This window comes from Alcaligenes sp. YSL9 (genome assembly GCF_030515105.1).
GTDB classification, from domain to species: domain Bacteria; phylum Pseudomonadota; class Gammaproteobacteria; order Burkholderiales; family Burkholderiaceae_B; genus Alcaligenes; species Alcaligenes phenolicus.
In genome coordinates this window covers 1,153,853-1,177,357 of the sequence record NZ_JALXJU010000001.1, presented here as the reverse complement: position 1 = coordinate 1,177,357, position 23,505 = coordinate 1,153,853, and the positions used below count along the sequence as shown (strand labels likewise).

The following is a 23,505-nucleotide window of genomic DNA, read 5'->3' as shown; positions in this document are numbered from 1 at the left end:
GGCATTCAGATAATTGGTGGATAGCCTAATTGCGCCTTGCTTGGTGTATGCCAGCAATCGTGCTACCATATTGGGCTATCTGTTACGCTAACTCTTTTTACAAAGGTCAGGGATTACATGTCCATTGTTCGCCTGAAAGAAAACGAACCCTTTGAAGTTGCTCTGCGCCGCTTCAAACGCACTATTGAAAAAACCGGTCTGTTGACCGAGCTGCGTTCGCGCGAATTCTACGAAAAGCCAACGGCTGAGCGCAAGCGCAAGCACGCTGCCGCCGTGAAGCGTCACTACAAACGCATCCGCAGCCAGCAACTGCCTCCACGCTTGTATTGATCCCTGAATCTTTTGTTCAGGAACTGCTCGCCCGTGTCGATGTCGTAGATGTCGTCGGGCGGTACGTGCAGTTGCGTAAAGGCGGGGCCAACTTGCTTGGCCTGTGCCCTTTTCACAACGAAAAATCCCCTTCATTTACAGTCAGTCCCACCAAGCAGTTTTACCATTGCTTCGGTTGTGGCGCTCACGGATCGGCTATCTCGTTCCTGATGGAACACACAGGGGCTTCATTCCCCGAGGCGGTACGCAGCTTAGCTGGTTCCGTCGGAATGACTGTGCCCGAAGCAGATCGCACCCCACGCCAACGTGCTGCCGATGCGCGTCGTAAAGACGAGTTGTCGCGTCAGCATCATATTCTTGAAACGGCACAGGGGCACTACCTACGTCAGCTAAAACAGTCACCCATTGCTATCGACTACCTAAAACGTCGTGGCCTGGATGGGGAGACGGCTGCCCGTTTCGGTTTGGGCTGGACAGGTACGGAGCGACGCGGCTTATCGGCTGTGTTTCCGCAGTACGAAGACAAGCAGCTGGTTGAGTCCGGTCTGGTGATCGAGTCCGAAGATGGTCGTCGCTACGACCGTTTCCGTTCACGCATCATGTTTCCGATCCGCAGTACCAAGGGCCATATCATTGGCTTTGGTGGCCGTCTGATCGAAAAAGGTGAACCCAAGTACCTGAATTCGCCGGAAACCACGCTGTTTTCCAAAGGACACGAGCTGTACGGCTTGTGGGAAGGACGTCAGGGCATACGCAAAGAAGGCTTTGTCCTGATTGTTGAAGGTTATATGGACGTGGTGGCGCTGTCGCAACATGGCTTGCACAATGCCGTAGCGACCTTGGGCACCGCGACAACCGAATACCACATCACCAAATTGATGCGCGCCAGCGACAGGCTGGTGTTTTGCTTTGATGGTGACGGGGCAGGGCGCAAGGCCGCCTGGCGTGCTTTGAATACCTGCTTGCCACTGGTACGTGACGATGTGTCCATCCGCTTCATGTTCCTGGCGGATAACCACGACCCCGATTCTTTTGTTCGTGAGCACGGTGCTGCCGCGTTTCGCGAGCAGGCCCAGGAAGCAGCAGCTTTGTCGCGCTTCTTCCTGGACGAGCTGGCAGCCCGCCATCGCATGGACGAGGCCGAAGGCCGCGCGGCTTGCGTGCACGAGGCTTTGCCTTTGTTGCTGGAACTGGCTGACAGTACCTTGAAGGTGCAGATTCAGCACGAATTTGCCCGCATGGTGCTGCTGACGCCAGACGAGCTGGCGCAGCGCCTGAGTACCGTAGAGCCGGTTCGCCGGCCTGCCGTGGATACGCCGCCGGCTCAGGATGGTCTGGTAGCCAGACCACCGGTTCCGGCACAGCCAGCACCATCTTCAGATGGCATGGAGCCGTTTGAAGACGGTTTTGACGGTTCCTTTGCTGACAGCCTGCCTATGGATGGCTGGCAGGACGAGCCCGATTGGCAGCCTCAGGAGCAATATCAGGAGCGGCCAGCATCAGGTCGCGGCAAGGGTGGCAAGAATAATCGTCAACGGCAAGAGCGCGCTGTCCTGGGTGGCAGCCGCGCCGTGACTCCGATGGCCAAGCGATTGCTGCGCTTGCTCATTGGGCATCCAACCCTGGTGGGAGGGTTGGGCGATCAACAACTTGAAATTTTGGCGCAAAGTCCCCATTTACGTTTAGTGCAAGAGCTGATTGCCTTAAGCAATATCAGCTCGGCGCGTCATGCAGGTGCGTTGCTGGAGGCCGTGGACCCCGAGTCCGACCTGGCCCCCGTGCTCGAAGCGCTGGCCACGGAGCTCTTGGGCGAAGAAGAATTGCCCGATCCGCAGGGTGAATGGCGTGATGCGCTGCATCGCATCGAACTGGATGCGATCAAGGCAGAGCAGTCGGCATTGGTGGCCACGGGCTTGCAAGAGCCCGAACAGCGTCAGCGTTATCAAGAATTGACACGCCGTATTGCTTTGTTGAATGCTGCTTATACTCGGCAAGTGAAGTAAAATATTGGGTTATGTGTTGTGTTTGTGGCCGGCCAGGGGGTTAAAACTGGTACGCGAGCAAATGCGGCGGGTTAGCGGATTGTGAACCACCTTATGCCTTGAGCCCATGAGCCAGGGATTAAATGACTTAGGGTTCGCTCGCGCAACACGCCCAGGAGCAAGCCGGTTGTGAACACGCTCATTATCAGGCTTTTGCCTGTACGACTCGGTGGCTACATATTTAGTGCCACAGGGGTAAATGGCGTCTATGGAAGAAAATATGACTCAAACGACTGGTAAAACCTCGACGACGGTCTCTCGGTCTGCTAAGAAAACCTTGGCCGCGACAGCAAAATCAGGGGCATCAAGCTCGGTAGAGCTCGATGAGCTTCACGAAAGTGGAGAGCCAGGCGCAGCGCCTGCCAAAAAGGCAGCTAAAAAGGCGGCTGCTAAAAAAACGGTAGCCAAAAAAGCGGCTGCCAAGAAAACAGCGGCTAAAGCCGCTACCGGCGGTCGCCGTGGACGTCCTGCAAAGAATGCCAATAACGACGGTATCGACTTTGTCGATGACGACGAAATGGGCGAAGAAGAGGTCATTCCTGATCTCAAGCCGGTGGCCAAGCGGGGTGCCAAGCGCGCCAAAGCCGAAAAAGATGTATTCGGTGTCCGTGGCCAACTGAGCCCTGAAGAACAGGAAGCCCGCCGCAATCGTCTCAAAGCCCTGATCAAGCTGGGTAAGGACCGCGGTTACCTGACCTACAGTGAAATCAACGATCACCTGCCTGATGATCTGGTGGATGTCGAAGCCATTGATGGCATTATCGGCACCTTCAGTGACATGGGTATTTCGGTTTACGACCAGGCTCCCGATGCTGACACCTTGCTCATGAGCGATAACGCGCCCATGGCATCCAGCGACGACGACGTCGAGGACGAAGCTGAAGCTGCTTTGACGACCGTGGATTCCGACTTCGGTCGCACGACTGACCCTGTACGTATGTACATGCGTGAAATGGGTTCGGTGGAACTGCTGACCCGCGAAGGCGAAATTGAAATCGCCAAGCGTATCGAAGATGGCTTGAAGCACATGGTGATGGCTATCGCCGCGTGCCCAACCACGGTTAACGAGATCCTGGCCTACGTTCAGCGTGTACGCGAAGGCGTCATGCAGATTGACGAAGTGGTTGACGGTCTGGTGGACGATGATGGCGAAGAATACGCCGGTTCCGGTGTCACCGCTGACGACGAGGACGAAGGTCCAGCCGGCGGCATGAGCAGCAAGCAGATTGAATACCTGCGCAACAAGTCGCTCAAGAAATTCGACATCATTGGTGAATGGTTTGACAAGATGCGTGTGTCCTTTGAGTCCGAAGGTTACAAGAGCGCAGGCTATGTGCAAGCCCAGGAAACCATCCTGAATGAATTCATGGGCATTCGCTTTACCGCCAAGATGGTGGAGAAGCTGGCTGATACCATGCGTGAGCAGGTTGCCATCGTGCGTCAGCACGAGCGTGAAATCCTGAACATCTGTGTGGATCGTGCTGATATGCCACGTGCACACTTCATCAAGGCTTTCCCCGGCAACGAAACCAATCTGGATTGGGTGGTGCAGGAGGTGGCGGCAGGCCATCCTTACAGCTCCATTCTGGAGCGCCACATCCCTGCCATTCAGGAAGTTCAGCAAAAGCTGATCGACCTGCAAACCAGCGTTGTGCTGCCTTTGAAGGACTTGAAAGAAGTCAACAAACGCATGACCACGGGCGAAGCCAAGGCACGTAAAGCCAAGCGCGAAATGACCGAAGCCAACTTGCGTCTGGTGATCTCCATTGCCAAGAAGTACACCAACCGTGGCTTGCAGTTCCTGGATCTGATTCAGGAAGGCAATATCGGTTTGATGAAGGCAGTGGACAAGTTCGAATACCGTCGCGGCTACAAATTCTCCACGTACGCCACGTGGTGGATTCGTCAGGCCATTACGCGTTCGATCGCTGACCAGGCCCGCACGATTCGTATTCCGGTTCACATGATCGAGACGATCAACAAGATGAACCGTATCAATCGTCAGATCCTGCAGGAAACCGGCGTTGAGCCCGATCCCGCAACCCTGGCCCAGAAGATGGACATGCCCGAAGACAAGGTTCGCAAGATCTTGAAGATCGCCAAAGAGCCTATCTCCATGGAAACGCCTATCGGTGACGATGACGATTCCCACCTGGGCGATTTCATCGAGGACAACAACACCGTTTCGCCATCGGATTCCGCTTTGCACGGCTCCATGCGCGATGTGGTGAAAGATGTCCTGGATTCCTTGACGCCACGCGAAGCCAAAGTGCTGCGCATGCGTTTCGGTATCGAGATGAGCACTGACCAGACTCTGGAAGAAGTGGGCAAGCAGTTTGACGTTACGCGTGAGCGTATTCGTCAAATAGAAGCTAAAGCTTTGCGCAAGCTGCGTCATCCTAGCCGTGCCGACAAACTGAAGAGCTTCCTGGAAAGCCAGTAAGTCTTTAGCAAGTCTGCTTGAGCAAGATAAAAAACCCGGTCTGAATAAGACCGGGTTTTTTTGTGCTCATTGCCCAGCCTTTTAAAATCTCTTTTCAGGGGTTAGGCGCTGCAGTTGAGAAAAGCTTACTAGGTCTTTGGTCTTGCCTGTCGCAATGAGTTTTTGGTGCTCTTGGCGACACCGTTCGTGCAGATAAGTTTGCCGTTTCAGGATATCAGGACGGATCCAGATCCAGCTTGAATACACAGCCTTTGCCATTCGGCCCGCTTTGTACACTTAAACTCCAGCCTTGCGCCAACGCCAGTTGGCGTGCCAATGCCAGGCCTATGCCTCTGTGGCCTTCTTCGCGCAGTCCTGTCGTCAGTTGTTTGCCCTGGCTGAAGTGGCGCTCAAAGATCAGGATTTGATCTTGCTTGGCAATGCCGGGGCCGTCGTCTTGCAAAGCCAGGACTGAGGGGGCAATCCAGCTCAGTTGCAGCTTGCAGGGAGCGGCGTGGTCGATGGCATTGCGCATCAGGATGCGCAGCAACATGGACAGGGCATAGGGGTCCAAGGTGTAGAGCAAGTGGTCAGGCACCAAATTGCTCCAACGTACTTGCTGGCTATCCGCATCCAGCAGGGCGACGGCCTGCCAGGTCTGTTGAGCCAGCTCGTGGACCTCGACTTCGCGCACATGGCGCTCTGCGGTGTAAGCCAGGCTTTCTGCGGCATCCAGGCTGGCGGTGACGGCATCGGCGTGGACCATCATGCGTTGCAGGCGCTGTTGTTGCGGGCCTTCGGGCAGTTGCAGCAGCAAAAGCTCGCAATCGCTGCGTATGGCAGTCAGCCCTGTACGCAGCTCGTGGCCCAGATTGGCGGCGAACTCGCGTTCATGCGTCAGTAGTTCCTCAACTTGCTCCTGCATGCGATTAAAGGCTCGGATCAGCCGGCCAGCTTCATCATCCTGGTGTTCGGGCAGGCCGGAGCGGCCGGGTGCCCAGTTTTCCAGATGGCGGGACAGGGTCAGCATGGGAGCCACAGCGTGGCGGGCTACTCGACGCCCGAGTAAAAACACCAGCAAAATCGTGGCCGAACCAATCAGGAGCAGAATCAGGCCAAACTCGCGTACTCGGTCTTCGTGAGGGGTGGCGCGATACACCAGATACAGCTGGCCTTGCTCTTTGTCCTGGCGCAGCACGTGCCAGGTGTCACTACCCAGATGAAATTCGTAAATGCCCGGTTCGGGAACACGGGCAAATTCGGGCAAGTTGTCCAGAGTCTGGCCCGGCAAAAACCAATAGCTGTCCAGCTCTGCGCCCAGGGCTTCACTGCGGTCGTAGGCGCTGTCGGGTAAAAGAGTGGGGTTGCGAGCGTAAGAGACCAGCATGGCGTTGACCATCTCGTCTTCCATGCGCGCAAAGGCGACATAGGCCAGTCCCCCCATAATGATGACCAGCAAGGCGGCAATCAGGGTCAGGGCCCAGGATACACGCTGGGTAAGGGTGCTCATGAAGCGGCTGCGGCGCGGAGCTTTGGCCATCCCTTAGCTCTCTTGTTGCAAACGCCAGCCCATGCCGGGCAAGGTTTCAATGGTGCCTGCGCCAGCCTCGGACAAGGCGCGGCGCAAGATATGGATTTGACTGCGTAAGGCTTCTGGCGACGGAGCGCCTTGGGGCCACAGGGTTTTTTCCAGGGAGCGGCGTGTCAGAATGGCTTGCGGGTCGCGTAACAGGGCTTCCAGTAACTGGCGGGCTTTGAAGCTCAGGTGCAGTTCCTGACCGCTGACGCTGACCAGTGCCGTATCCAGGTTGTATTCCAGACGGCCCCAATGCAGTGAGCCGTGCTGCACTTGTGGTGGGCCACGACGCATCAGAGCGCGTAGCCGGGCTTCGACTTCAGCCAGGGCAAAAGGTTTGATCAGATAGTCGTCCGCCCCCAGGTCAAAGGCCGTGAGCTTGCTTTCCAGCTGGCTGCGGGCTGTCAGTACCAAGGTCGGGATGGGGGTTTGACTGGACTGGCGCAGGGCCTGGAGTACACCAAAACCATCCAGACCGGGCAAGCCCAGATCCAGTACCAATGCATCGAAATCCTGTTCTTGCAGCAGTGTCAGTGCACCATTGCCGTCGTAGGCGGCGTCCACAGCAAAGCCTTTCAGTTCCAGATAGGTATAAAGATTTTCGGCAATAGTCGTATCGTTTTCAACAATCAGGACACGCATGACAGCTTGTTCCACAGGGTTGGGACAGTTCTTGTGCAGCTTACTGCACTTGGGGGCGATCAGGGTAGACGCAGAAGTACGGGTACCCAGCCATTGATTTGCAACCACTGTGCCAAGGCAAAGACGGGCCAGATCAGGAAGTAAGGCAAGGCATCGCGTAAGGTGCGGGCCAATCCTGTCAGGGACACTTGCAGTTCGTTCGGGCTGTTCCAGAGGCTCAGGCGTGGGATCAGGCGGGGCACGCGCTGGCAGTAGTCCTGATAATCCTGACCAAAGACTTTGTGCAGCAGAACCTGTTCTTCGTCGATCACATTGTTGAAGACGGCGTAGACAAACAAGGCGAGTATGGGGCCAAGCAGCAGGCTGCCGGACAGTGCACCCATGCCGGTGACGGCACACAGGGAAAACAGATACAGCGGGTTGCGGCTGATGGAGTAGGGGCCTTGGCTGATCAGGCTGGAGCCTTTATGACCGCCCAGGTACAACATGCACCAGCAGCGGCCCAGGACGGCAATCAGGACCAGCCCCAGACCGGCCATGCGGGTGAATTGAAAGACCAGCGAGTCGACCGCCCAGGTGGAGGCGAAGAAAGGCAGAATCACGACCATCAGGCCACCAAACACCCCCAGGCTGCGGCGACGTTGTACCTGAATGCTGGCCAGATGTTCCCAGGCCTCTGCAACCGTGGCGCGTTCGCTATGGGAGGCTGACCAGCGTTCGGGATTCACGATCAAGGGGTAGAAGGCGATGCTGCCCAGCAGCCAGACAAGCGCCAGTGAGGCAAACACTTGAGTCAAATTGATACGCTCTTGATCCGCGTCCAGCAAGCCCAACAAAAAGGCGCAGATCAAACCGGCCAGCAGGCCCCCCCAGCGCAGTCGGGCCTGGTTCAAGGCCCAACCGGCAAAGTACAGGTGTAGCAAGCCAGCGCCCACGGCGACGATGGCACCCACTTCCAGCAAGGGTTTGATCTCGGGTATCTGGTGATACAGCGATTCCAGGCTTGGGGAGGCAGCGGAGTATTGCAGAAGCAGCATCAGCAAAGGCACGGCCAGGAACAGGCTGGTGCCCAGCAACAGGATGCGTTTGCCTGGCAAGGCCTCTTGTCCGCGCAGCTGGCGCAGCTTCCAGGCAGCCAGGAACAAACCAGCGGCGGCAATCAGGCCGGTCAGCAGACCTTGAGCCTCTTTCATTTCATGGGCCATATGGCCAGGTTGCTGGCTGGATGCCAGCAAGGGATTGAGCGGGGACCAGTCCTGGGTCAGGCTGGCCAGCCAGAGAAACAAAAAGGTCACTCCCACAACCTGCGTCAGCAGGTAGAACAGGGAGTTGCGTTGCACCAGTGTTGATGTGCCGGACATAATCAAATCTCGCCAAGAAGAGGGGGGAGCCGGGGCTGGCTCCCTACTGACGGGATCAATGTATCGTTGGCACCGTAAAATCCGCGTTAAATCGAAAAACGCGTGCAGATATTTTTTGGGTAGACGGAAAAGAGTCCCTGGCGGCGGTTGTAATGATTGGAGTTGCCCGCCAGGACCCGGCTTCAGTTGTGTTTAGTGATCGCGCTGATGCACGCAGCGGCCTGCGCTGTAGCTGGCTTGAATGCAGCGATCGTCACCCAGCAGGGCCAGCATGAACAATTGCTCTTCCAGCGAGTTCAGCATGGTGCTGCGGCGGGCCATCAAGGGAGTGGCCTTGGGGTCCATCACAATAAAGTCCGCCTCGGCACCAGGAGCCAGCGTGCCGATTTGACCCTGCATGTCCAGTGCCCGCGCGGCCCCTTCGGTGGCCATGTAGAACATGGATGCGGCGGTCAGATGGTAGTTGTTCAGACGGGCCACTTTGTGGGCTTCGTTCATGGTGCGCAGCATGGAGAACGACGTCCCGCCGCCCACATCGGTGGCCAGGGTGTGCAGCACCTTGCTTTGGCGAATGGACTGGAAATCGAACAAACCAGAGGCCAGGAACAGGTTGGAGGTGGGGCAGTGCGCCGCAATACTGCCGGTATCGTGCATGCGGGCGCGATCCTGCTCGTCCAGCCAGATACTGTGGCCGTAGATGGCGCGGGGGCGCAGCAGACCAAAGCTGTCGTACACGTCCAGATAGCTGCGGTTCTTGGGGAACAGCTCGCTTACCCATTTGATTTCGTCCTTGTTTTCTGCCACATGGGTTTGCAGAAACACATCGGGGTAGGCGCGGGCCAGTTCACCACAGGCGGCCAATTGCTCCGGGGTGGAGGTGGGCGCAAAACGGGGTGTCAGAGCGTACAGTTGGCGGCCCTTGCCGTGCCAGCGCTTGATGAGGTCTTCCGAATCGCGTGCGCCTGACTCGGCGGTATCTTGCAGATAGTCCGGGCAGTTGCGATCCATCATCACCTTGCCTGCAATCATGCGCAGATTGCGCTCGTGGCTTTCTTCAAAGAAGGCATCCACGGATTGGCGGTGCACACTGCCATAGACCAGGGCGGTGGTCGTGCCGTTGCGCAGCAGTTCGTCCAGAAACACGCCAGCCACTTCGCGGGCATGTTCACTATCGCCAAAACGGCCTTCAGTTGGGAAGGTATAGGTTTCCAGCCAGGGCAGCAGGCCGCTGGAGGGAGAGGCAATAATGTCGGTTTGCGGAAAGTGCAGGTGGGTGTCGATCATGCCTGGCATGATGATTTTCCCGCTCAAATCCACGGTCTTTGTATCGGCAGGCAGGCTGCGCGACAGTTCGGCCCAGTCGCCACAGGCCTGAATCTGGCCCTGTTCGTTGACCAGCAGCAGGCCGTCACTGTGATAGCGCACGGCTTCGGAAGGATCTTCCAATGTGGCAGGGTCCGCGACAAAGTACAGCAGTTGGGCACGGTAGGCGCAGGCGGAGTGTAAAGAGGTAGTCATAGTGTCCTTGAAGTCGAGGTCGCATCAGCGACTGAGCTGGCCCATTTCATAGGCGTGGGTCAGCAATTCGGCGGCGACAGCCACGGCAATAATCGAGGGGGCCTTGCCCTTGATACCTGGCACGCCAATGGGGCAGACCAGTTCCTGAATACGGGATTCGGGCATGCCGCGTTGTTGCAAGCGGCGCTCGAATTGACGACGTTTGGTCATGGAGCCGATCAGGCCCACATAGGCCGTATCGGGGCGGCGCAAGATCTTTTGGCACAGAGCCAGATCGAGGCCGTGATTATGCGTCATCACCAGAAAATAGCTATTGGTCGGGGCTTGTTCGATCAGCGCATCGGGGATGTCGGTAATTTCCAGGCTGACATTGCTGGGTACCTGAGCGGGAAACAGTTCAGGGCGTTCGTCAATCCACAGAACCCGGCATGGCAGGGTGCCCAGAATCTGCACCAGTGCCTCGCCCACATGACCGGCCCCAAACAGCAAAATAGTCAGGGGCGGGGGCGGCAGGTCCTCCATCCAGACGCCTTGCGAGCCGTCGTACTCCAGTCGGGACTCGTCCACAATTGAAGGGCTTTGGATATCAACCTGCTTATTGCCGTCTGAGAGCAATTGTGAACGGCGGCTGGTCGCCTGACCGGCCCGCACGGCGCTATCCAGCTCTTCCAGCCAGCCCAGATCCTCGGCACCCAGGGTTTCGTACAGCAAGGTAACGACCCCGCCGCAACATTGGCCCAGACTGGGGCCCAGCGGCAGGCGGCTCATGCTCCAGCCGGGTCCGGAGGACTGACTGAGCATGACACGTGCCTGTTCTGCCGCTACCCATTCCAGGTGCCCGCCACCAATGGTTAACCACTGCTCAGTTTGGCTGAACAGCATGGCCGTGCCCGTGGTGCGCGGGGTGGAGCCTTTGGCCAGCGCCACCGAGCACAAAACCAGCCGCTCGCCCGCTTTCACACGGGCGAGGGCAAGAGAGGGCCAGCTACTCATTTCGCTTTGCGAATAGCCGCAACAGCCCGCATGACGGCTTCCGCAGTCGCAGGGGCGTTCAGCACGGGCTCAATCTGGTAGTTGCCTACACTGGCAACCGCATCACGGATCGCGTTAAAGACGCAGAACGGTAGCAGCAAAGGCGGTTCGCCCACGGCTTTGGAGCGGTGAATCGAATCCATGGCGTTGCGGCCATCGAACAGATTGACGCGGAAGTCCATGGGGCAGTCGCTGATGGCCGGGATCTTGTAGGTCGACGGTGCATGCGTGGTGAGCTTGCCTTGAGCGTTCCAAACCAGCTCTTCTGTTGTCAGCCAGCCCATACCTTGAATAAAGGCGCCTTCAACCTGGCCAATATCCAGGGCCGGATTGATGGATTTGCCCACATCGTGCAGCACGTCAGCACGCAGAAGACGAGATTCCCCGGTCAGCGTGTCGATCAGCACTTCAGCGACGGCAGCCCCATAAGAGAAGTAGTAGAAGGGGTTGCCCTTCATGACTTTGGAGTCCCAGTGCAGGCCGGGGGTGGCGTAAAAGCCGTCGGACCACAGCTGGACGCGGGCCTGGTAGGCGTGCTCAACCAGTTGAAAGAAGGGCATGGTCTGGCCGCCGATCTGGACCTGACCCCGCTCGAATTTCACGCTGGACTCTTCCTCCGAGAAGAGCTGGGCAGCTACCGTCGTCAGACGCTGGCGAATCTGGTAGGCCGCATCCTGGGCGGCTTTACCGTTCAAGTCCGTACCTGTGGATGCCGCCGTGGCCGAGGTATTGGCCACTTTGGTGGTATCGGTGGCCGTGACCCGGATGTGCTCCAGATTCAGGCCCAGCTCGTGGGCAACGACCTGGGCGACCTTGGTGTTCAAACCCTGGCCCATTTCCGTGCCACCGTGGTTCACCAAAACTGTGCCGTCACGGTAGACGTGGACCAGAGCCCCAGCCTGGTTGAAGGCGGGTACGTTAAAGGAAATACCGAATTTCACCGGGGTCAGTGCCAGACCCTTTTTCAGTACCGGGCTGCTGGCATTGAATTCACGGATGTGTTCACGGCGCTGACGGTATTCGCTGGTTTCCTCCAGCTCGGCCACCAGCTCGTGAATGACGTTATCGACCACGGTCTGGTCGTAAGGCGTCACATTACGGTCTTCTTTGCCGTAGAAGTTGATGCGGCGCACATCCAGCGGATCTTTGCCCAGACGGCGAGCAATCGTGTCCAGCGCCACTTCCATGACCAAGGCCCCTTGCGGGCCACCAAAGCCTCGAAAGGCCGTATTGGATTGGGTATTGGTGCGACCACACAAGGCGCTCATGTCTACATCGGACAGGTAGTAGGCATTGTCAAAGTGACAGATGGCGCGGGTTGCCACGGGGCCGGACAAGTCGGCGGAAAACCCCGAGTTGGCCGTCATGTCCAGACGGGCACCCAGCAGGCGGCCTTCGTCGTCGTAGCCAATATCGTATTCATAGTAGAAACCGTGACGCTTGCCGGTAATCATGAAGTCGTCGTCGCGGTCCAGGCGCAGTTTGATCGGGCGTTGCAGCTTGACGGCGGCCACACTGGCCACGCAGGCGTACAGGGCCGATTGAGATTCCTTGCCTCCGAAACCACCGCCCATGCGACGGCATTCCACGTGTACCTTGTGTGCACCAACGCCCAGACAGTGAGCAACCAGCTGCTGCATCTCCGAAGGGTGCTGGGTGGAGCACCAGATATGCACGGCGCCGTATTCCTTGGGCACGGCGTAGGAAATCTGGCCTTCCAGATAAAACTGTTCCTGACCATTGCACTGGAAGGTGCCTTGCAGGCGGTGTGGAGCCGATTCCAGTGCTTTTTTGGCGTCGCCTTGTTTCAGGCTCATCAGGGGCAGAACACCGGCATTCGCGGCCTTGGCTTCTTGCGGAGTCAAGATGGCAGGCAGCTCTTCATAGGTGATCTTGCCCAGACGCGCTGCACGGCGTGCCTGGTCGTGGGATTTCGCAATAACCGCAAAAATGGGCTGGCCAAAGTAATGCACCACGCCATCGGCCAGAATGGGGTCGTCATGCAGAATAGGGCCACAATTATTTGCGGCGGGAATGTCGGCAACCGTCAGGACGGCAATGACACCGGGCGCTTGACGCACAGCTTCCAGATCCACGTCCAGCAAACGGGCATGGGCTTTTTCCGACAGGCCCAGCGCAATATGGGCCGTGCCCTGCAATTCAGGCAAATCATCGGTATATGTGGCCGTGCCGCTCACGTGCAGGTCTGCCGACTCGTGCAGAAAGGACACACCGACTCGTTGAGCCGTGGCGGTGTTCAGGTGGTCGATATTGTCAATTTTCATCACAAAGTCTCCAGGCTGGCTTGAGCTCGGTGAAAGACATTCAGCTGGGCGGGACTCAAAGCGTGTTCAGGGTGGGTTTCCAGGAAGAAGCGGTACAGCAGATTGGCCGCACTTTGATTGCGGTATTCGCTGCTAGCACGCATATCGCTCAGGGCCTGGTAGTCCTGTTGCAGCGCTTGCATGGCAGCTTGTACGTTTTCCTCGTTCCATTCCTGACCTTGCAGCACTTGCTCGGCGTGGCTGGCGCGTTTAGGGGTGGCAGCCATACCACCAAAGGCGATGCGAGCCTGTTTGACGATCTTGCCGTCCAGTTCCACCGCAAAGGCGGCGCACACGGCAGAAATGTCCTGGTCGAAACGCTTGGACAGCTTGTAGGTACGGAATTGCCATTGTCCCTTGTTGCGTGGGACCAGCAGGCCTTGCACGAACTCGCCCGGTTCCATGGCGGTTTTCTGGTAGGCCAGATACAGATCTTCCAAAGGCAGCACGCGCTCGACTGCGCCTTTGCGCAGCACCACACGGGTACGCATGGCAATCAGGGCGGGCATGGAGTCGCCAATAGGCGAGCCGTTGGCCACGTTGCCGCCCAGGGTACCGGCGTTGCGGATAGGGAAGGAGGCAAAGCGTTGGCGCAGTTCTGTCAGTTCGGGGTGGTCTTTGATCAGGGCGTCGAAAGCATCGTTCAGCAGCACGCCTGCACCTATATACAGATCGTCCCCGGTGGTTTTCAGTTCGCGCAGCTCGGCCACCTGACCGATATAGATCAGATGCGGCAAATCGCGGAATTGCTTGGTCACCCATAGGCCGATATCGGTGCTGCCAGCCAGAATGCGGGCTTGCGGATATTGCTCACGCAGCTGGGCCAACTGGTCCAGCGTGCGGGGGGCGTGGAAGGTCTGGCCCTGGTATTCATAGGCCAGCATGCCGTCCTGACGAATGGCACGCAGCTTGTCCTCAATGGATTGGCGATCCATGCTGACAGCCGGATAGCTGTGCATGGCCTTGGCCGCATCAATAATGGGGCGGTAGCCGGTACAGCGGCACAGATTGCCCGAGAGCACATCGTCGATCTGTTCCCGGGAAACCGGGCCGTCTTCGGGCGAGTGCGTCATGTACAGGCCCCACAGCGACATGATGAAGCCGGGCGTACAAAAGCCGCACTGGGCACCGTGCCAGTCCACCATGGCCTGTTGCACGGGGTGCAGGGTGCCATCGTCCTGGCGCAGATCCTCAATGGTGTAGAGCACCTTGCCGTCCAGCGTAGGTAGCAGCTGGATACAGGCGTTTACGGCACGCAATTGCAGTTGATTGTTCTGGTCCAGTTCGCCAATCATGACCGTGCAGGCGCCGCAGTCACCCTCGGCACAGCCTTCTTTGGTGCCGGTGCAGTGCAGATCCTCACGGATATACTGTAAAACGGTTCGCGTGGTTGGGGCCTGAGCCACTTCCTGTACTTCGCCGCGATAAATAAAACGAATTGGTCTTGTCTCCATGATCTCACTCGACTGGTTTTTTACGGATCGAAGATAGCATTTGCTTAGGATGCGAACATTTGCTTGGAATGATGTTCACTATATAGGCGTATGAGTGTCTACACCGATCAACGAGGCGGGCCAGCGCTTGTATTATTTAAACCATGCCAAAATTACGAGAACAACTAGATCTACATTTGCTGCGGGTATTGCAGTCGCTGCTCAAGGAGCATAGCGTCTCGCGTACGGCTATCCGCTTGGGCATGTCCCAGCCAGCCGTTAGCAATGCCTTGCGGCGCTTGCGCGAAATCACGGGCGATCCGATTTTGCTGCGCGGTAAAAAGGGAATGGTGCCTACCGAGCGCGGTCCTTTTTTGCTGGCACATGCCACGGAAGCCTTGCAAGCTATCGAGCGAATTTCTGCCGCGGCAGAGCCCATGGATCCCAGTCAGTCTACCCGCGTTTTCAATCTGGGCGCACCGGACTATCTGGATGGTGCTTTTATCCCGGATATTGCGGAGCGGGTGCGTCGTCAGGCGCCGCAGGCCCGACTGGTGGTCCATACCATCAATCCGGACCTGGATTACGTACAGGCCCTGGAAGAGGGCGAACTGGACGTGGTGATCGGCAACTGGCTGGAGCCTCCGGAAAAGCTGCACCTGGCGCGTCTGTTTGATGACGAGGTGGTCTGTATGCTGGGCCGCCATCATCCCTTGGCGCAGCGTGGCCTGTCCTTGCAGCACTATCTGGACATGCCGCATCTGGCCCCTTCGGCCCACGTGACGGACAAGCGCGGCTTTATTGACGGTTGCCTGGCCGAGCAGGGCATCAGCCGTCACGTACAGATGGTCGTGCCGTATTTCGGCCTGGTTCCGGGGATTTTGAGTCGCACGGACATGGTGTTCACCACGAACCGCCAGTTTGCCGAGTACTATGCCCGCATTCTGCCGATTACGGTTTTGCCTTGTCCGGTTCATTTTCCACTGATGCGCTTTTATCAGCTGTGGCACCCGCGCACGCATAATGCGGCAGAACTGCTGTGGTTCAGGCGTTGCATTGCCCAGGCCGCAGGCAGGTTGGATGGATTATCAGAGGGAACTCCATGAGCTTGAGTATTGATTTGAATTGCGACATGGGCGAGAGCTTTGGCCCCTGGGTCATGGGCCATGACGAGCAGGTTATTCCGTGGGTGACGTCGGTAAATATCGCCTGTGGCTTTCATGCCGGAGATCCGGGCACCATGCGTCAGACGGTGGCCCTGGCCCTAAAGCATGGCGTGAAGCTGGGCGCACATCCCGGCCTGCCGGATCTGGCCGGCTTTGGCCGCCGGGTGATGGCGGTCACCCCCGAGCAGGTCTATGACATGGTAGTGGTTCAGGTGGGGGCCTTGGCGGCCGTTGCCCGCACCCAGGGCGCCGCCCTGCATCACGTCAAGGCACATGGCGCTCTTTACAATATGGCCGCCCGCGATGCGGCACTGGCAAAAGCCATTTCCCAAGCGGTGGCCGATATTGATCGCAGCCTGATTCTGTATGCGCTGGCAGGCAGTGTGCAGGTGCAGGCCGGGCGTGATGCGGGCCTGACGGTAGCACAAGAGGTGTTTGCCGACCGTAGCTATCAGGACGATGGCAGTCTGACACCCCGTCAGCAAGCCGGCGCCATGATTACCGACGCCGATCAGTCCGTGCAGCAAGTGATGCAGATGATAGAGCAAGGCACCGTTACCAGCCTGTCAGGTAAAACGGTGCCTTTGTCAGCCGATACCCTGTGTCTGCATGGGGATCAGGCGGGGGCGGCCGAATTTGCGCAGCGTTTGCATCAAGCCTTCGAGCAAAGCGGCGTGCGCGTTCAGGCTGTCTGATTACTCCTTGTGTTCAGGCAGGTTGCGGCGCGCGGTATCGGTGCTGGCCAGTTCTTCCAGCTCCTTGGTACTCATGGTGTTGTACATTTCCAGCGATGCCCCTTTCAGACTGGCTACCGGAGTTTCCCCGCGTTTGGCGGACAAGGCTGCACCGGCAGCTTTTTGTTGGGCTTGAGATAAAGCAGGCATGAAGCACCTCCGTTAAAGAAAAGTGGTCATGCCTTTAGTGTGCCAAATGAAAAAGACGGCAAAGCAAGCAAATGTGAGGCTTGTTTGCCGTCTTGAACAGACGCCGGGGGGATGGCCGGATCAGGACACTTTTCGTTTCTGAATCAAGTACATAGCCATACCAAAAACCAGACCCCAGAAGGCACTGCCGATATTGAGCAGGCTCATGCCTGACGCGGTGGTCAGAAAGGTGACCAGGGCGGCGTCACGGGTGTCTGGGGCTTCCAGCGCCATGTGGATGCTATTGCCTATGGTACCCAGCAAGGCCAGACCGGCAATGGCCGCAATCAGTTCGGTTGGGAAGGCGGCAAACAGGCTGACCACGGTGGCACCAAAGATACCGGCGGCAAAATAGAAAATCCCGGCCCAGACACTGGCGCGATAACGCTGACGCGGGTCCGCATCCACTTCGGGAGTCATGCACAGGGCGGCGCTAATGGCGGCCAGATTGTAGGCGTAGCCACCGAAGGGGCCAAAGATCAGGCCCACAATCCCGGTCCAGCTAATGACAGTGGAGTTGGGCGCATCGTAGTTATGCGCCTTCAATACAGCCACGCCCGGAATGTTCTGCGAGCTCATGGTGACGATGAAAAAGGGAATGCCCACACCAATGAGCGCCGTCCAGGAAAACTCGGGCCAGACCAGCACCGGCGTGGCGGGTGTCCAGCTCAGAATTTCCATTTTCAGCAAACCTTGCATGGCAGCAATCGTGACACCGGCCACCAGTGCCAGCGGCACGGCGTAGCGGGGCGACCATTGGCGCACCACCAGAAACACAATGAACATGCTCAGGCACAGCAGCCATTGGGTCTGCATGGCACCGAACAGATCCAGGCCAAAGCGCAGCAAGATGCCGCCCAGCATGGCGCCGGCAATGCTGCGCGGCATGTACTGCATCAACTTCTGAAAGCTGCCGCTAAGACCGCAAATGGTGGTCAGCAGGGACGAAAACAGGAAAATGCCCACGGCCTGGGACATGGGCAGGCCCACCAGACCCGTGGCCAGCAGCGCAGCGCCGGGGGTGGACCAGGCAGTCAGAATTGGAATCTTGTAGCGCAGCGACAGACCTGCCGACAGCAGGCCCAGACCAATACCCAAAGACCACATCCAGGAGCCCAGCTCGGCGGTGTTGGCACCGGCCGCTTGAGCGGCCTGAAAAACAATGGCAGCAGAACTTGTGTAGCCCACCAGCACGGCAATCAGCCCCGCCGACATGTGAGAAATCTGGAACCAACTCAATAAGCGCTGCAGATATCCGGGGCGGGACAGGTGTGTGGAAGACATGGATGCGTGTGGTGAGGGTAGTAGGGACTTAAGAAGAATGGGTTTGGCTCAAGTAACGGCTGGGGGTTTCGCCCAAAATAGATTTGAAAACGGTAATAAAGGCACTGATAGAGGTGTAACCCAATTCCCTGGCCGTGCTCTTTACGGACATTCCCGAACCCAGTTTTTGCAGGGCCAGCATAATCATGAATTGTTGCCGCCAGCGCCCGAAGCTCATCCCTGTGTGTTTTAGCATATGTCGGGCCAGGGTGCGCTCACTCATGGCCAGTTCTTTTGCCCAGTCGGCCATCGTAGGGCGCGAGTCGGGCTGTTGCAGCATATGTTGCGCAATCGTCTGCAAAACTTTGTCCTCGGGCACCGGTACATGCAGCTGCCGGGTAGGCATTTGATTCAAGGTTTCCAGCAGCACCAGTGCCAGACGGTGCGTCTGGCTGCCCGGCTCGTAATGGGGATTCAGATCACTTAAATGAATGATCATCTCGCGCACCATGGGGCTCAGGTCCAGGGTGCTGCAGTGATCGGGCAGTTCATCCAGACCGGGCTGTATGTACAGGAAATGAATCAGGGCCTGATCGTCGGCGCGGGCACGGTGACGGATACCCACCGGCACCCAGACGGCGCACAGCGGCGGCACCATCCAGTAGCCCTGGTCGGTTTGCAGGGTGACGGAGCCATATTGCGTCATGATCAGCTGTCCATTGGGATGGGTATGCAATGGATTTTCAGTATTGCTGCCCATCGCCATCTTGATGCTGAAAATAGGCCCGCCTTGCGGATTGGAGCTAAAACTCATGCTTTGTCTGGTTTGAGGTATAAGTTGTCATAATATCCTGTTTGCGTCGGCATCGAAACAGGATAGAGTAGGGTTTTCACCTACTGGCTACATTTCATGTCCCTCTCTCGACTCTCCTGGCTCTCCCACCCCTTGCTGGTGTTGATTGGCGTCTTGCTGATTGCCGGCAATCTGCGAGCCCCGATCACGGGTATCGCCCCCTTGCTGGAGCTGATCCAGGCAGACCTCTCCCTGTCGTCCACGCAGGCCGGTCTGCTGACCGCCATGCCCTTGTTCATCTTTGCGGTGGTCTCCTTGCTGGCCGCCTCCATGGCGCGGGTGGTGGGCTTGTCCCGTTCCTTGTTTATTGCTTCCGTACTGATTGCGGTAGGTGTGGTGGTACGTATCCTGGGCGGCACGATAGAGTTGTTTGCCGGTATCGGTTTGCTGGCTATCGGGATTGCCTTGGGTAATGTGCTGTTGCCTTCTCTGGTGAAACGTCATTTCCCCATGCGCATCAGTTTTGTGACGTCGCTGTACGTTTTGTTCATGGGTCTGGTCGCGGCGTTCAACTCCGCGATGGCGGTCCCTATGGCGGAGTGGACAGGCCAAAGCTGGCGCTGGTCGTCCCTGATGGTGGTCGGTGTGATGGCATTGGCTAGCGTAGTTGTCTGGGCTACCCAGTTGGGCGCGGATCGACGTGCGGCACAAAATACGCCCGCTGGCGCGGCAACCAGTTCTTCGGTGTGGCGTTTGCCCCTGGCCTGGCATATCACCCTGTACATGGGTTTGAACTCGGTGGCTTACTACATGATTGCCAGCTGGTTGCCTGTGATGCTGGTGAACTATGGCTTTGAGCCGGATCATGCGGGCCAGATTCATGGCTTGATGCAGTTGGCTACCGCCGTACCGGCCTTGCTGCTGATGCCCGTGTTGAGCCGTGTGCACGACCAGCGTGGGGTGGCCTTGGCGGGTGCCTTGCTGCAGACCCTGACCTTTGTGGGCTTTCTGGTCTTGCCGTCCTGGTCCTTGCTGTGGGCGGTGCTGTTTGGCTTTGGTAGTGGCAGCGTATTCCTGATTGCCTTGGCCTTGATTGGGGTACGTTCTACGTCTACTTCGCAGGCGGCGTCCCTGTCGGGTATGGCGCAGTGCATGGGTTATTTGCTGGCCGCGTTTGGGCCTCCCGCCATGGGCGGTTTGCATGACCTGTTCAATAGCTGGGGCTGGGCCTTGGGCTTGTGCATTCTGGTCAGCTTTGGAATGGGCTACGCCGGTTGGTTGGCGGCTCGCCCCGCAGCTGCAAGCAAAGCCTGAGCTGAATTGCTGAAAGCCAGGTAGTCGGACCCCCGAGAGAGGGCCAAACAAAAGCGGCCTGTAATTGAAATACCCTTAGGGGCATCCAATTACAGGCCGTTTTGTTTTTGGGTTACTGGCAGAGTTCAGTTTTGCAAAGGCTATTCCTGTGTTCAGCTTCTGTCGCCTACGACAAAATTGCCTGCTCCGAGTCACCCGCTCTGAGGTCTGACTATTCTTTAATGCGCAGCGAAATGGTGTGCAAGGCCAGGCCACCCAAGGCCAGCAAGGCACCTACCCAGGCGGTCGAAGTCCAGCCCCAGCCAGCGGCAATCGTCAAACCACCCAACCATGCACCTAGCGCATTGGCCATATTGAAAGCCGAGTGATTCAGCGCAGCCGCCAGTGTTTGGGCATCACCTGCCACGTCCATCAGGCGAATCTGCAAAGCGGGGCCCAAGGCCACCAGGGTGCCAATCAGCATGATGTTCAAGGGGCCAAGGATTGGATGGTGGGCCGTGATCATGAACAGCAAGAGCACGCCGGTAGCCCAGATCAGAACCAGGCGAATGCTGCGATCCAGGTAGCGGTCCGCATAGCGGGCGCCCAGTAAATTGCCCAGCACCATGCCAACGCCAAACAAGGCCAGCACGACAGGGATGGCGCTGACCGACAGGCCCGCCAGTTCCATCAAGGTGGATTTTACGTAGCTGAACACCGAGAACATGCCACCAAAACCAATTGCGCCTATGCCCAGCGTCAACCAGACTTGCTTGCGCTTCAGGGCCCCCAGTTCGCGCAAAGGGCTGGCCAGGGTGTTGGCGGGAATGAAAGGCACAAAGCGCAGTACCAGCCCCATGGTCAGCAAGGCGATCAGGCTGACGAAGGTAAAGGCCGCCTGCCAGCTCAGCCATTGTCCCAAGGTGGTGGCAATGGGCACACCCAATAAGGTAGCGACTGTCAGACCCAGCATGACGTAGGCCACGGCCTGTGCGCGGCGATGCGGCGGCACCAGGCGAGCGGCTACCAGGGCGGCAACACCAAAGTAGGTGCCATGCGGAAAGCCGGCCAGAAAGCGGGTGATCAACACGGTTTCATAGCTGGGGGCGATCACGGTCAGGAAATTGCCCACGGCATAAGCGCCCATCAAGGCTATTAACAGACGGCGCCAGGGCCAGCGTGCGCCCAGTACGGCCAGTACCGGAGCGCCGATCACCACGCCTAAAGCGTAAGCGCTGATCAAGTGGCCCGCGGTGGGAATATCGATACCCAGATCCTGGGCCACATCGGGTAGCAAACCCATGATGACAAATTCGCCGGTGCCGATGGAAAAACCACCCACAGCCAAGGCCAGAATGGCCAGTAAAACCTGGCGGGGGGATAAGGAAGAGTGCGAAGAAGACAAGATAAACGCCTGAGAATCAAGAAGGGTAGTGTGTCCCACCCGTAAGAGGCCTTATTGTCGCGCAGTCATGGGGCAAGGCTCAAGATTTCTAAGGACGGAATAGGGTCATGTAACTGTAGGGAATTGAAGATCTTTTTAAGTTTTTAATTCTTATTACGTCCTAGCACAAATTAATTTATCAAGCTATAGCGTCAGCCCTAAACAACGTATGCAGATTTTTTTTAGTTTTTTATATAGAATCACGGTATTGGGTGTTTTGTATCCAATCATTTTCCTGTGGTAGCTTTCCCCTGATTTTGCAAGAAATCGGGGGTTTTTTTTATTCTGATTATTTTGGATTTCAATCATTAGTGCATTGAAAGTCCAATGCCAAAGCGGCTGGTCAGCTTGACAGGCGGGCATGTCGGACGAAGTGGCGTCGCAAGGATAATTCATGAATGGGCCAGTGCTGGTTTGCACTTGGCCCATTATTTTTAGCTCGATTTTATCCGGATTTGATTCATTTTATTTAATCGCGTTTTATCGATTCTAATTATGTCCGGTCATATTTGGGTTGGAGATTTGCCCTCGAAAATTCTGGATGGGTGCAGAGATGCTTGCCAGAGTTAAGAACGTCTTTTTGTGCCGTCTATGAGATTTTGTCCGGCTTAATAAAAGAATCAATTTTGCCGATTTGCATAATGTTTATGGTATCGCAAATATAAGAGTTTTTTATATCTCATTATCATATATCTGCTGATTAAAGCCGAGCTTGAGAACTGAGCTCAATAGAGTTTCACGCTTATGAAGATAAATGGAATTGAACTGTACGGACGAAATAGAGCGTTCAAATTGATCGTGTTGTTGTTTGGGTTTGTCGCTATGCGCACGGCACTTTGTTTCAGAGCCTGATCGCTTAATTGACCTGCTAGCTGAGTAGAAATATTCTTTGATATGACTAGAATGTTTAGTGTGGTTAAACGCGCTCAGGGTATTGACCCGATTAAAATTTATTTTTAATTGCAGTTTGTGTCCGAATTTTTACATGATGGGAAGTGGAGAAATATGACGCTGATCTGTTGGGGCTGAACGACGGGGATGGTTTGACATTTGACCATTTGGTGTTCAGTTTTTCTCCCTTGTTCGCTGGCTGGTCTGGGCGGGCGGCTGCGTTAGAATCACTTAGGCAGCACCGCAAAGGAGGTGGTCATGAAAGTTGCATTGGGCCAGATGGCCGTATCCAAAGATTCGCAGGAAAACCTGAGCGCTTGCCTGGGTTTGATCGAACAAGCCTTGCGCTCCGGCGCGCAGTTACTGGTTCTGCCTGAAGGTGTGCTGGCCAGAAATGTGGCCGACCCTGAAGTGGTCCTGAAATCCGCACAAGCCCTGGATGGGGAGTTTGTCAGCCGACTGAGCGCTGCCACCCGTGATACTGATTTAACCGTGGTGTTCTGCATTCATACCCCGGCCGGAGAAGGCAAGGTTTGGAACACCTTGGTGGTGCTGCGCGATGGCCAGGTTCTGGCGCATTACAACAAGCTTCATTTGTACGATGCCTTCTCGGTACAAGAATCACGCTATGTACAGCCAGGTACAGAAATCCCCGCCTTGATTGATGTGGCCGGTTTCAAAGTAGGTTTGATGACTTGCTACGACCTGCGCTTTCCTGAGCTGGCCCGACGCTTGTGCGTGGACGGGGCGCAAGTCTTGCTGGCGCCGTCGGCCTGGCTGAAAGGTCCCTTGAAGGAACACCACTGGCGTGTGCTGACGACGGCTCGCGCTTTGGAAAATACGGCCTATATGGTGGCCGTCGGTGAGTGTGGTGAACGCAATATTGGCCAAAGTCTGGTGGTGGATCCCTTGGGTGTGATCGTGGCCCAGGCGGCAGAAACTCCCACATTGCTTTTGGTTGATCTGGATCGGGAGCGTTTGGCTTATGCCCGTCGCATTTTGCCCGTACTGGAAAACCGTCGCTTTGCTCCGCCCGAACTGGGCTGAACTAG

The 23,505-nt window shown here is 56.9% G+C and carries 18 protein-coding genes; 7 read left to right on the top strand and 11 right to left on the bottom strand.

What is annotated here, in order from left to right; translation table 11 throughout:
• Nucleotides 1-117 precede the first annotated feature (117 nt).
• The 3 genes from rpsU (at nt 118) to rpoD (ending at nt 4,815) form a co-directional block, all read left to right on the top strand.
• A complete protein-coding gene (gene rpsU, locus M2Q46_RS05490) occupies nt 118-330 on the top strand; it encodes a 30S ribosomal protein S21 (RefSeq protein ID WP_003799344.1) in 213 nt (70 codons plus the stop codon).
• A complete protein-coding gene (gene dnaG / locus M2Q46_RS05485; RefSeq protein WP_035272287.1) occupies nt 327-2,333 on the top strand; it encodes a DNA primase in 2,007 nt (668 codons plus the stop codon). The genes rpsU and dnaG overlap by 4 nt, the downstream gene beginning before the upstream one ends.
• A gap of 259 nt (nt 2,334-2,592) precedes the next feature.
• On the top strand, nt 2,593-4,815 hold the full coding sequence (rpoD, locus tag M2Q46_RS05480; RefSeq protein ID WP_021446482.1) for an RNA polymerase sigma factor RpoD: 2,223 nt from the start codon (nt 2,593-2,595) through the stop codon (nt 4,813-4,815).
• Nucleotides 4,816-5,029: 214 nt separating this feature from the next.
• Here rpoD and M2Q46_RS05475 read toward each other — a convergent pair whose 3' ends face one another.
• The 7 genes from M2Q46_RS05475 to xdhA all read right to left on the bottom strand — a co-directional run bounded on the left by M2Q46_RS05475 (nt 5,030) and on the right by xdhA (nt 14,701).
• On the bottom strand, nt 5,030-6,304 hold the full coding sequence (locus M2Q46_RS05475) for a HAMP domain-containing sensor histidine kinase (protein WP_196784027.1): 1,275 nt from the start codon (nt 6,302-6,304) through the stop codon (nt 5,030-5,032).
• Nucleotides 6,305-6,337: 33 nt separating this feature from the next.
• Nucleotides 6,338-7,012 (bottom strand): response regulator transcription factor, encoded by a 675-nt coding sequence (locus tag M2Q46_RS05470; RefSeq protein WP_026483479.1) that lies wholly within the window; start codon nt 7,010-7,012, stop codon nt 6,338-6,340.
• A gap of 59 nt (nt 7,013-7,071) precedes the next feature.
• The gene (locus tag M2Q46_RS05465) at nt 7,072-8,373 is read right to left on the bottom strand and encodes an isoprenylcysteine carboxylmethyltransferase family protein (protein ID WP_115633832.1); all 1,302 of its coding nucleotides are present in this window, start codon (nt 8,371-8,373) and stop codon (nt 7,072-7,074) included.
• 192 nt (nt 8,374-8,565) lie between these two features.
• Nucleotides 8,566-9,891 carry a guanine deaminase gene (gene guaD, locus M2Q46_RS05460; RefSeq protein WP_009455850.1) on the bottom strand — a complete coding sequence of 442 codons (1,326 nt, stop codon included), beginning with the start codon at nt 9,889-9,891 and terminating at the stop codon, nt 8,566-8,568.
• Nucleotides 9,892-9,915: 24 nt separating this feature from the next.
• Nucleotides 9,916-10,884, bottom strand: a complete 969-nt coding sequence (xdhC, locus tag M2Q46_RS05455) for a xanthine dehydrogenase accessory protein XdhC (RefSeq protein WP_021446484.1) — start codon at nt 10,882-10,884, stop codon at nt 9,916-9,918.
• Complete coding sequence (gene xdhB / locus M2Q46_RS05450; protein ID WP_115633831.1) at nt 10,881-13,208, bottom strand: xanthine dehydrogenase molybdopterin binding subunit; 2,328 nt, start codon at nt 13,206-13,208, stop codon at nt 10,881-10,883. The genes xdhC and xdhB overlap by 4 nt, the downstream gene beginning before the upstream one ends.
• The gene (xdhA, locus tag M2Q46_RS05445; protein ID WP_239054426.1) at nt 13,208-14,701 is read right to left on the bottom strand and encodes a xanthine dehydrogenase small subunit; all 1,494 of its coding nucleotides are present in this window, start codon (nt 14,699-14,701) and stop codon (nt 13,208-13,210) included. The genes xdhB and xdhA overlap by 1 nt, the downstream gene beginning before the upstream one ends.
• A 143-nt stretch (nt 14,702-14,844) precedes the next feature.
• Between xdhA and M2Q46_RS05440 the strand changes: the two genes are divergently transcribed.
• Nucleotides 14,845-15,786 (top strand): LysR family transcriptional regulator, encoded by a 942-nt coding sequence (locus tag M2Q46_RS05440; RefSeq protein WP_021446486.1) that lies wholly within the window; start codon nt 14,845-14,847, stop codon nt 15,784-15,786.
• Nucleotides 15,783-16,541: a LamB/YcsF family protein gene (locus M2Q46_RS05435; RefSeq protein WP_060185234.1), complete on the top strand. Its 759-nt coding sequence runs from the start codon at nt 15,783-15,785 to the stop codon at nt 16,539-16,541. The genes M2Q46_RS05440 and M2Q46_RS05435 overlap by 4 nt, the downstream gene beginning before the upstream one ends.
• Here M2Q46_RS05435 and M2Q46_RS05430 read toward each other — a convergent pair whose 3' ends face one another.
• The 3 genes from M2Q46_RS05430 to M2Q46_RS05420 form a co-directional block, all read right to left on the bottom strand.
• Entirely contained in the window at nt 16,542-16,730 is a 189-nt protein-coding gene (locus M2Q46_RS05430) for a DUF3008 family protein (RefSeq protein ID WP_009458869.1), read from the bottom strand.
• Nucleotides 16,731-16,850: 120 nt separating this feature from the next.
• Entirely contained in the window at nt 16,851-18,053 is a 1,203-nt protein-coding gene (locus M2Q46_RS05425) for a benzoate/H(+) symporter BenE family transporter (protein ID WP_052159431.1), read from the bottom strand.
• A gap of 28 nt (nt 18,054-18,081) precedes the next feature.
• Nucleotides 18,082-18,846, bottom strand: a complete 765-nt coding sequence (locus M2Q46_RS05420) for a helix-turn-helix transcriptional regulator (RefSeq protein ID WP_009458871.1) — start codon at nt 18,844-18,846, stop codon at nt 18,082-18,084.
• A gap of 96 nt (nt 18,847-18,942) precedes the next feature.
• On the opposite strand from M2Q46_RS05420, the gene M2Q46_RS05415 reads away from it, so the two are divergent.
• Entirely contained in the window at nt 18,943-20,139 is a 1,197-nt protein-coding gene (locus M2Q46_RS05415) for an MFS transporter (RefSeq protein WP_302356876.1), read from the top strand.
• A 211-nt stretch (nt 20,140-20,350) separates the two neighbouring features.
• Here the strand turns inward: M2Q46_RS05415 and M2Q46_RS05410 are convergent, their stop codons facing one another.
• Entirely contained in the window at nt 20,351-21,523 is a 1,173-nt protein-coding gene (locus tag M2Q46_RS05410; protein WP_009458878.1) for an MFS transporter, read from the bottom strand.
• Between the two features lie 1,188 nt (nt 21,524-22,711).
• On the opposite strand from M2Q46_RS05410, the gene M2Q46_RS05405 reads away from it, so the two are divergent.
• Nucleotides 22,712-23,500 carry a deaminated glutathione amidase gene (locus M2Q46_RS05405; protein ID WP_026483468.1) on the top strand — a complete coding sequence of 263 codons (789 nt, stop codon included), beginning with the start codon at nt 22,712-22,714 and terminating at the stop codon, nt 23,498-23,500.
• Nucleotides 23,501-23,505: the final 5 nt, after the last annotated feature.